8 protein-coding genes and 1 riboswitch are annotated in these 8244 nt (G+C 66.3%); of the genes, 3 read left to right on the top strand and 5 right to left on the bottom strand.

The annotated features are described in order from the left end of the window. Positions 1 to 3: 3 nt before the first annotated feature. Positions 4 to 1698 (top strand): ShlB/FhaC/HecB family hemolysin secretion/activation protein, encoded by a 1695-nt coding sequence (locus AB7290_RS29775; RefSeq protein WP_085403119.1) that lies wholly within the window; start codon positions 4 to 6, stop codon positions 1696 to 1698. Between the two features lie 164 nt (positions 1699 to 1862). Here the strand turns inward: AB7290_RS29775 and bluB are convergent, their stop codons facing one another. Genes bluB through cobU form a run of 3 tightly spaced genes read right to left on the bottom strand, consistent with a single transcriptional unit; the run spans position 1863 to position 3785 of the window. After that, positions 1863 to 2495: a 5,6-dimethylbenzimidazole synthase gene (gene bluB / locus AB7290_RS29770; protein ID WP_085403120.1), complete on the bottom strand. Its 633-nt coding sequence runs from the start codon at positions 2493 to 2495 to the stop codon at positions 1863 to 1865. Positions 2496 to 2499: 4 nt separating this feature from the next. Beyond that, complete coding sequence (cobS, locus tag AB7290_RS29765) at positions 2500 to 3282, bottom strand: adenosylcobinamide-GDP ribazoletransferase (protein ID WP_085403121.1); 783 nt, start codon at positions 3280 to 3282, stop codon at positions 2500 to 2502. Next, positions 3279 to 3785, bottom strand: a complete 507-nt coding sequence (cobU, locus tag AB7290_RS29760; RefSeq protein WP_063984439.1) for a bifunctional adenosylcobinamide kinase/adenosylcobinamide-phosphate guanylyltransferase — start codon at positions 3783 to 3785, stop codon at positions 3279 to 3281. The genes cobS and cobU overlap by 4 nt, the downstream gene beginning before the upstream one ends. Before the next feature lie 121 nt (positions 3786 to 3906). Between cobU and cbiB the strand changes: the two genes are divergently transcribed. Together cbiB and cobD are read left to right on the top strand one after the other, a co-directional pair. Next, positions 3907 to 4848, top strand: coding sequence for an adenosylcobinamide-phosphate synthase CbiB (gene cbiB / locus AB7290_RS29755; RefSeq protein WP_085403122.1), 942 nt, complete (start codon positions 3907 to 3909; stop codon positions 4846 to 4848). An 11-nt stretch (positions 4849 to 4859) separates the two neighbouring features. Continuing rightward, entirely contained in the window at positions 4860 to 5825 is a 966-nt protein-coding gene (cobD, locus tag AB7290_RS29750; protein ID WP_085403123.1) for a threonine-phosphate decarboxylase CobD, read from the top strand. On the opposite strand, the gene AB7290_RS29745 is transcribed toward cobD, so the two are convergent. Together AB7290_RS29745 and cobO are read right to left on the bottom strand one after the other, a co-directional pair. Next, positions 5814 to 7262: a cobyric acid synthase gene (locus AB7290_RS29745; protein ID WP_085403124.1), complete on the bottom strand. Its 1449-nt coding sequence runs from the start codon at positions 7260 to 7262 to the stop codon at positions 5814 to 5816. The two genes, cobD and AB7290_RS29745, sit on opposite strands and share 12 nt — an antisense overlap. Positions 7263 to 7285: 23 nt before the next feature. Beyond that, positions 7286 to 7921, bottom strand: coding sequence for a cob(I)yrinic acid a,c-diamide adenosyltransferase (gene cobO / locus AB7290_RS29740; protein WP_085403125.1), 636 nt, complete (start codon positions 7919 to 7921; stop codon positions 7286 to 7288). A gap of 40 nt (positions 7922 to 7961) precedes the next feature. Further along, positions 7962 to 8183: riboswitch (cobalamin riboswitch) on the top strand. The last annotated feature ends 61 nt before the right edge of the window (positions 8184 to 8244 follow it).

The following is an 8244-nucleotide window of genomic DNA, read 5'->3' as shown; positions in this document are numbered from 1 at the left end:
GGGATGCGGATTTGGGGGGCAGCGTTGGGGGTGGGGCTTGCAGCTTGCTGCATCGCCCCTTCGCGCGCGCAAGTGCCCTCGATCAATCCCGGCGTGATCCAGAACGACGTCGACCGGCAGCGCCGCCAGCTCGAACGGCAGAGCGCGCCGCCCAAGCTCACCGGTCCCGCGGTGATCGGCGGTGAGCGGGAAAAGTCCCAGCTGCTGAAGCCGGGGGGGCCGAAATTCCGCCTGCGCAAGGTCGAGTTCGACGCATCCAAGTTCATCACGCCGGCAGAGCTGGACGAGATCGCGAAGAAATATGTCGGCAAGAACGTCGACATCGCCGCGCTATTGCAGCTCGTTGCCGACATCAACGCCATCTACACCGAGCGCGGCATCGTCACGGGCATCGCGACGCTGCCCGATCAAGACGCCAAAGGTGGTGTGGTCAAGATCAAGCTGACCGAGGGCCGGCTCCAGAAGACGACCATCGAGGGCAACAAGCAGACCCGCACCGATTACATCCTTCAGCGCGTGAAGGAGCCCGAAGGCGAGGTCCTCGACGTTCCAAAACTCAATCGCGACGTGATCTGGTTCAACCGGACCAACGACGTGCAGATCAAGGCGCTGCTCCAGCCTGGCACGAGTTTTGGCCTGACCGATCTCCAGTTCGCCGTGATCGAGCCGCCGGTCGACACCTTGCAACTCTTCACCGACAACCAGGGCGCGGAGAACACCGGGCGCTGGGAGGGCGGAGCCTTCTACAAGCGCCACGGCCTGTTCGGCGTCGACGACCGCCTGACCTTCTACGGCGTCCGCGCCGACGGCAATCTCAACGGCAACGCCGCCTACAGCATTCCGGTCAATCCCTGGGGTGGCCGCGTCGGCGTCAGCTATACCGAAGGCAAGATCAAGATCATCCAGGGACCGTTCGTCGCGCTCGACGTCACCGGACGCTCGAGCCAGGCCGCGGTCAATTTCAGCCAGCCGGTCTGGGTGACGCAGAACTGGCTGATATTGCTCAACGCCGCCGAGACCGAGGGCAAGACGGTCAGCCGCTTCGCCACGGTCTCCGTGACCGACGACCACTACGACAAGGCCACCGCCGGGCTCTCGGTGACCAATTCCGGCAACACCTATTCGATCACGGTCTCGCCGGCGGTGAACTACATCACCTGGCATGATTATGTGCTCGGCAACAACCGCGCGTTCAACACCTATACCGGCTCGCTGATCGCGACCAGCGCGGCGGGGCCGCAGAATTTCAGCGCCAACGTGCTGGCGAGCTGGCAGTACACGCAGGAGAAGCTGCTGCCGGGCGACCAGATCTTCTCGATCGGCGGTCCCACCACCGTGCGCGGCTATCCCTCCAACTCCGCATCCGGCGACAGCGGCTATTATTTCAACGCCGAGCTGCACTACAATTGGTCGTCGTGGCTCAAGGGGTTCGACACCTACATCTTCACCGACTGGGGTGCGGTCTATTCGACATTCCCGGGGATCACCGAGCTCGCTTCGGTCGGCGTCGGCTTCTCATGGACCTATGCGTCGTTCATGACGTTCGAGGCGAATTACGCGACGCCGTTGAAGATGGCCGTCTCGACCCAGAACCATTACGAGGCCTATGGCCGCGTCATCTTCCGGCCGTTGTTGATGTTCCAGAAGCCGGAGAGCCCCGCGCCGGTGGCGGCTGCCGCCGGCAAGAGCAGGTCGTAGCGACAAGCCGCCGCTCTCTCCGTCGTCATTGCGAGGAGCCCGCGACAAAATTGCAAAGCAATTTTGCGCTGGTGCGACGAAGCAATCCAGAATCCCTCCGCGGATGCAGCCTGGATTGCTTCGCCACGCTCGCAATGACGGAGGATGGAGCGGGGGCGCGGCGATTAACGCCGCAGCGTGAATTCCTCCGCGCCGCGCCGGTGTTCCCATTTCGCCTGCTCCAGCTCCGGCTGGTCGCATTCGACTTCCGGATAGCCGATGCAGAGATAGGCGATGAACTTCCAGGAGCTGGGCACGTCGAGAGTGGTGCGAACGCGCTCCGGATTGAGGATCGACACCCAGCCGATGCCGATGCCGTCGGCGCGCGCGGCGAGCCACATCGCGGTGATCGCGGCGACCACGGAATATTCCGTCGTCTCCGGCATGGTCGCGCGGCCGAGGCCGTGGCCGATGTCGCTCGCCTTGTCCGCGAACACGGCGAGGTGACCGGGCGCCTGTTCGAGACCGGACAGTTTTAGTGTGGCATAGCGCGCGGCGCGTTCGCCGGAGTAACAGTTCAGCGCATCGGCGTTGCATGCCCTGAAGTCGTCGATCACGTCGCGGCGTCGTGCGGCATCTTCAACGACAACGAAGCGCCAGGGCTGGCTCAGGCCGACCGAGGGTGAGAGACAGGCGGTCTCGATCAGGCGATCGATGGCGCCGGCCGGCAGCGGATCGGCGCGGAAGCGGCGCACGTCGCGGCGCCACACGAACAGCTCGCGCAAGTGCTGACGGAAGGTGTCGTCGAACTCGACCATGAGATCAGCCTCCCATCCGGAAGGATGCCGCCACCAGCAGAATGAGGATCTCGCCGGTCTGCTCGAATGCGCCGAGGATGTCGCCGGTCTGCCCGCCGATCTGGCGGATGGCAAGCCGCGCCAGCATCAAGCCGGCGAGCGACAGCAGGATCAGGCTGACCAGCGCCTTGCCAGGCCCGAGCGCGAGGGCGAGGGCGAGCGTTCCAGCAGCGAAAGCGATGGCGACGCTGCGGCCCGGCGGCGATCCCGCGCTTGCCGACAGTCCATCAGATCGTGCCGGCGGGACCAGCGACATGAAAGCCGGCACGCCCGCGCGGGCGGCAGTGTGCGCGGCGCACAGCGCGAGCGCGACGGCCCAGGGATTGGCGATCGCCGCGAGCGCGCTCCAGCGCAGACCGAACGACAGGATCAGCGCGCAGACGCCATAGGTGCCGATCCGGCTGTCGCGCATGATCTCGAGCTTGCGCTCGCGCGTCCGGCCGCCGCCGAGCCCGTCGGCGGTATCGGCAAGGCCGTCCTCATGCAGCGCGCCGGTGATGAGCGCGGTCGCGGCCAGCGTGAGCAGGGCGGCGAGGTTCGGTGTCAGTCCGAACCGGCTGGAAACCTTGTAGACCAAGGCACCCGCGAGGCCGACCAGCAGTCCCGCGACGGGGAGTGCCCAGGTCGCGCGCGCGATGGCGCCTTCGCCTGCGGGCTTCGACGATGCCACCGGCAGAATCGTGACGAACGATGCCGCCATCCTGAGATCGGCGATAATCTCTTTGAAAAGCTCGGCGCGCGGCATCATTTCAGTTTCATCGGCAGGCCGGCCACGACGAACTCGACTTCGTCGGAAACCGCCGCGATGACCTGGTTCATGATTCCGGCGGCGTCGCGATAGCTGCGCGCCAGCGCGTTGTCGGGCACGATACCGAGGCCGACCTCGTTGGTGACGAAAATGACGGGGCTCTTCTGGCCGCCCATGAAAGCGGCGAGCTTCATGAGTTCGTGTTCCCAGTCACGCCCCGCATGCATGATATTGGAGAGCCACAAGGTCAGGCAATCCACCAGCCTTGGGCCGGCGCCATCGGTCTCGATCAGAGCTTGCAGGAGATCGAGTGGTACCTCTCGCTCGATCCAGTCGACGGCCGCGCGCTTGGCTCGATGCTTGGCGATGCGCACCTCCATTTCGGCATCGAGCGCCTCGGCCGTCGCGATGTAGATGGGCTGGCCCGGAAAGCTGCGCGCGCGCTTTTCCGCGTGGGCGCTCTTGCCCGATCGTGCTCCGCCCGTGATCAAGATGACGGCCATAAAGTTCTCCTGTGGGCCTGACTAATCACCAATCGCGGCCAAAGACAAAGCCGAAATCAGGCGGCCGGGGGCTTGCGCTCCGCCTTCGCTTTGCGCAACAGGGGCGGGACAGGAGGCGTGCGTGGGTTTTGCGGGGGCGATGGCGGTGGCGATGGCGGTGGATGCCCTGCTGGGCTGGCCGTCGTGGCTGTTCGCGCGGATCGGTCATCCCGTGACCTGGCTGGGCCGGCTGATCTCTGCCATCGACGCCGCCTGGAATCGCGCGTCCGATCCGCCGGCATTTCGCCGTGCTGCGGGCGTGGCTGGAGCGCTTCTGGTGATTGCGATCTCGGTCGCAATCGGCTGGGTACTTCAGTCCTTGCTCCCCTGGGGATGGATAGAGATCATACTCGTGGGTGTGCTGGCCTGGCCGCTGGTCGCCTTGCGCTCGCTTCATGATCATGTCGCTGCCGTCGCGAAGCCCTTACAGGCGGGCGACATCGCCGCTGCGCGCGCAGCGGTGTCGCGCATCGTCGGACGCGATCCCGCGACGCTCGACGAAGCCGGCATCGCGCGCGCGGCGATCGAGAGCCTCGCCGAGAACGCCTCCGACGGCATCGTGGCGCCGGTGTTCTGGGGCGCGCTGTTCGGACTGCCCGGCATTTTGGGCTACAAGGCGATCAACACGCTGGACTCCATGATCGGTCATCGCAGCGAACGCCACGAAGCTTTTGGCTGGGCCGCGGCACGCATCGACGACGTCGCAAACTTCATTCCGGCGCGGCTGACCGGCTTTCTGTTCGTCCTGTTGGCGTCGCGGCGCTCGGAGGCGCTGTCGTGCATGACGCGCGATGCCCGCCGTCACCGCTCGCCCAATGCCGGCTGGCCGGAAGCGGCGATGGCGGGCGCGCTCGGCGTGCGGCTCAGCGGCCCCCGCATCTATCGCGGCAGCGCGACCGATGAGCCCTGGCTCAACGAAGGCGCGCGCGATCCGCTTGCCGCGGACATCAGCCAGGGGTTAACGATCTACCGCCGCGCCATGCTGCTGCTCGCCGGCCTCCTTGCGATCCTGGCCTTCGCGTGAAAGAACGGGGCATGCGCGAGCACGGTGGAAATCTCGATCTGGCCCAGCAGCGTTTTGGCGGGCGCGCGGAGGACTGGATCGATCTGTCGACCGGGATCAACCGCCTGCCTTATCCCGTGGGTGAGGTGAGCCCGCGCGCATGGAACGCGCTGCCGTCGCGCGCTGAGATCGAGAGCCTGCATCAGGCGGCACAGCATGCCTACGGCACAAGCGCGCCGATCGTCGCAATGGGCGGTGCGCAGGCCGCCATTCAATTGCTGCCGCAACTCGCGCCAGTCGGCCGCGCGCGCATCCTCGGGCCGACTTACAACGAATATTCCGGGGTCTTGTCGGCTGCAGGCTGGGATGTCCAGGAGGTCGGCGAGCTCGACGCGCTGGCGGGCACAGATCTCGCCGTCGTCGTCAATCCCAACAATCCCGATGGCCGGCGTTTTGCGCCAGAGGATTTGCTGGCGCTGCTGCCGCGCGTCGGCCGTCTCGTCATCGACGGGAGTTTTGCCGATGCCGCCCCGCAGCTGTCGCTCGCATCCGAGGCGGATCGGCCTGGACTGCTGGTCCTGCGCTCCTTCGGCAAGTTCTATGGTCTTGCCGGCCTGCGGCTTGGGTTTGCGCTCGGCCATGCGGCCGACATCGCCAAGCTCGCGGCGATGTCGGGGCCATGGCCGGTGTCGGGAGCTGCGATCGCGATCGGCTGCCGCGCCTTGCGCGACGACGCCTGGGCCGAGGCCACGTCCGCGCGGCTCGCACGCGACTGTGCCCGCCTCGACGACATCGTGCAGTCGCAAGGCTGGCGGCTCGTCGGTGGTGCGCCGCTGTTTCGTCTCTACGAGACGCCTGATGCGCTTGCTGCGCAGGAGAAACTGGCGCGTAGCCAAATCTGGTCGCGCGTATTCGCGAAAGAGCCGGCATGGCTGCGCCTCGGGCTTCCCGGCAGCGAAGCCGAATGGACGCGCCTTGCCGAGGCGCTAGCGCGCTAGCGCGAGCAGGCCGCCGACGTCGAGATGCTGTTCGATGTGATCGGCGAGGGCGTCGAGCGCGCTCTCGACCCTGCTGTGATAAGGCTCGTCGCCTGCCGGAATGTCGAGCTTTGCGAGATACGCCTTGCGGAAATCATCCGACGTGAACAGGCCGTGCAGATAGCTGCCTTGCACGCGGCCATCGCGTGAGATCGCGCCTTCGGGCTCGCCGTTCAGTTTCGCAAACGGGCGGGCGCGATCCGGTCCGTCGGTGCGGCCGATGTGGATTTCGTAGGCGTCGATCGGCTGGTCCGTGGCGGCATGCACGGCCGCGACGCGCGTCAGTGTCTTCTGCGGGCTCATCATGGTCGCGACGTCCAGAAGTCCGAGACCCGACGTGTCGCCGGCAGGGCCTTCGATGCCATCGGGGTCGGCGACGTTGCGCCCGAGCATCTGATAGCCGCCGCAGAGGCCAAGCACATGGCCGCCGCGGCGGTGATGCGCCAGGAGATCGATGTCCCAGCCCTGCGCGCGCAGGAAGGCGAGATCGCCGCGGGTGGACTTCGAGCCGGGGATGATGACGAGGCGGACGTCGCCGGGGATGGCTTCGCCCGGCCGCACCATCACGAGATCGACGCCAGGCTCGAGCTTCAACGGATCGAGATCATCGAAATTGGCGATCCGCGACAGCGCGAGGCAGGCGATCTTGCACTGGCCCGGCTTGCGCGCGTCGCTCAGCCCCAGCGCATCCTCGGCTGGCAGCTCGCCGGCGCGCGCGAACCAGGGCAGCACGCCAAGGCCGCGCCACGCGGTCTTCTGCTCGATCAGCTTGTAGCCGTCGTCGAACAGCGAGGGGTCGCCGCGGAACTTGTTGATGACGAAACCCTCGATCATCGCGGCATCGTCGGGGTTGATCACCGTCTTGATGCCGACGAGCTGGGCGATGACGCCGCCGCGGTCGATGTCGCCGACCAGCACGACCGGCACGTCGGCCTTGCGTGCAAAGCCCATATTGGCGATGTCGGCCTTGCGCAGGTTGACCTCGGCCGGGCTGCCGGCGCCTTCGACCAGCACCAGATCGGCGCGCGCTTTCAGCCGCTCGAAGCTTTCCAGCACCGCGCCCATCAGCGACGGTTTCATCGCCGCATATTCACGCGCCCGCGCGGTCGCGATGCGCTTTCCCTGGACGATGATTTGTGCGCCGACATCGGTCTCCGGCTTCAGCAGCACCGGGTTCATGTCGGTGTGCGGCTCGACGCCGGCGGCCAGCGCCTGCAGCGCCTGGGCGCGACCGATCTCGCCGCCGTCGACGGTGACGGCCGCGTTGTTCGACATGTTCTGCGGCTTGAAGGGCAGCACGCGCAGGCCGCGCCGCGTGAAGGCGCGCGCGAGGCCGGCGACGATGAGCGACTTGCCCACGTCCGAGCCGGCCCCCTGGATCATCAATGCGCGCGCCATGGTGTTTTCAGAATCTGGCGTCGTCAGAACTCGACGCCGGCTTGCGCCTTGATGCCGGAGCGGAAGGGGTGCTTGACCAGCGTCATCTCGGTGACGAGATCGGCGATCTCGATCAGCTCGTCCTTGGCGTTGCGCCCGGTGAGCACGACATGCGTCATCGGCGGTTTGTGCGTTTTCAGAAAGTCGACGACCTCGGCGATGTCGAGATAGTCGTAGCGCAGCGCGATGTTGATCTCGTCGAGCACGACCATGCGCAGATTGGAATCTGAGATCAGCTCCTTGGCCTTCGCCCAGCCGGCCTGTGCTGCGGCGATGTCGCGGGCGTGGTCCTGCGTCTCCCAGGTGAAACCTTCGCCCATCGCATGGAACTGGCAGAGCTCGCCGAAATGGCCGGTGAGCAGGCGCCGTTCGCCGGTGTCCCAGGCGCCCTTGATGAACTGCACGACCGCGCAGGGGAAGCCATGGGCGACACAGCGGACGATCATGCCGAAGGCGGAGGTGGACTTGCCCTTGCCGGCGCCGGTGTGGACGATGATGAGGCCCTTTTCGCCGCTCTTGGTCGCCATGATCTTGTCGCGGGCGACCTTGATTTTCGCCATTTTCGCGGCGTGGCGGGCGTCGGTTTCCTCGGCCGTTTGGGTATCCGGTTCAGGCGTCATCTGACAGGGTCCTTCGGCTTGACAAGAGGCGGCCGGGGGCAAATGGTGGCCCGGCGTTGGTTCCTGTCCTATGACAGGCGAAGAGGGAATGCGATAGGGTCCGAATCGACAAGATTCGGCTCCAAACTGCAGCCGCCCCCGCGACCGTGACCGGAGAGATGCCCGAAGCCACTGATCCCCCAGGGGATCGGGAAGGCGGGGATCGAAGGGCCAAAAGCCCTGCTCCGCAAGCCGGGAGACCTGCCAGCGCGGACGAGTTTTGGACCGGCGGACGGGGTGTTCCGCGACGGGGAAACGGACCTTCGGGGGAATGGTCCGTGTGC

Origin of the sequence: Bradyrhizobium sp. 613_E4_N2_2, assembly GCF_052075995.1 — a bacterium.
GTDB classification, from domain to species: Bacteria; Pseudomonadota; Alphaproteobacteria; order Rhizobiales; family Xanthobacteraceae; genus Bradyrhizobium; species Bradyrhizobium barranii.
This window is presented reverse-complemented; position numbering and strand designations above follow the sequence as displayed.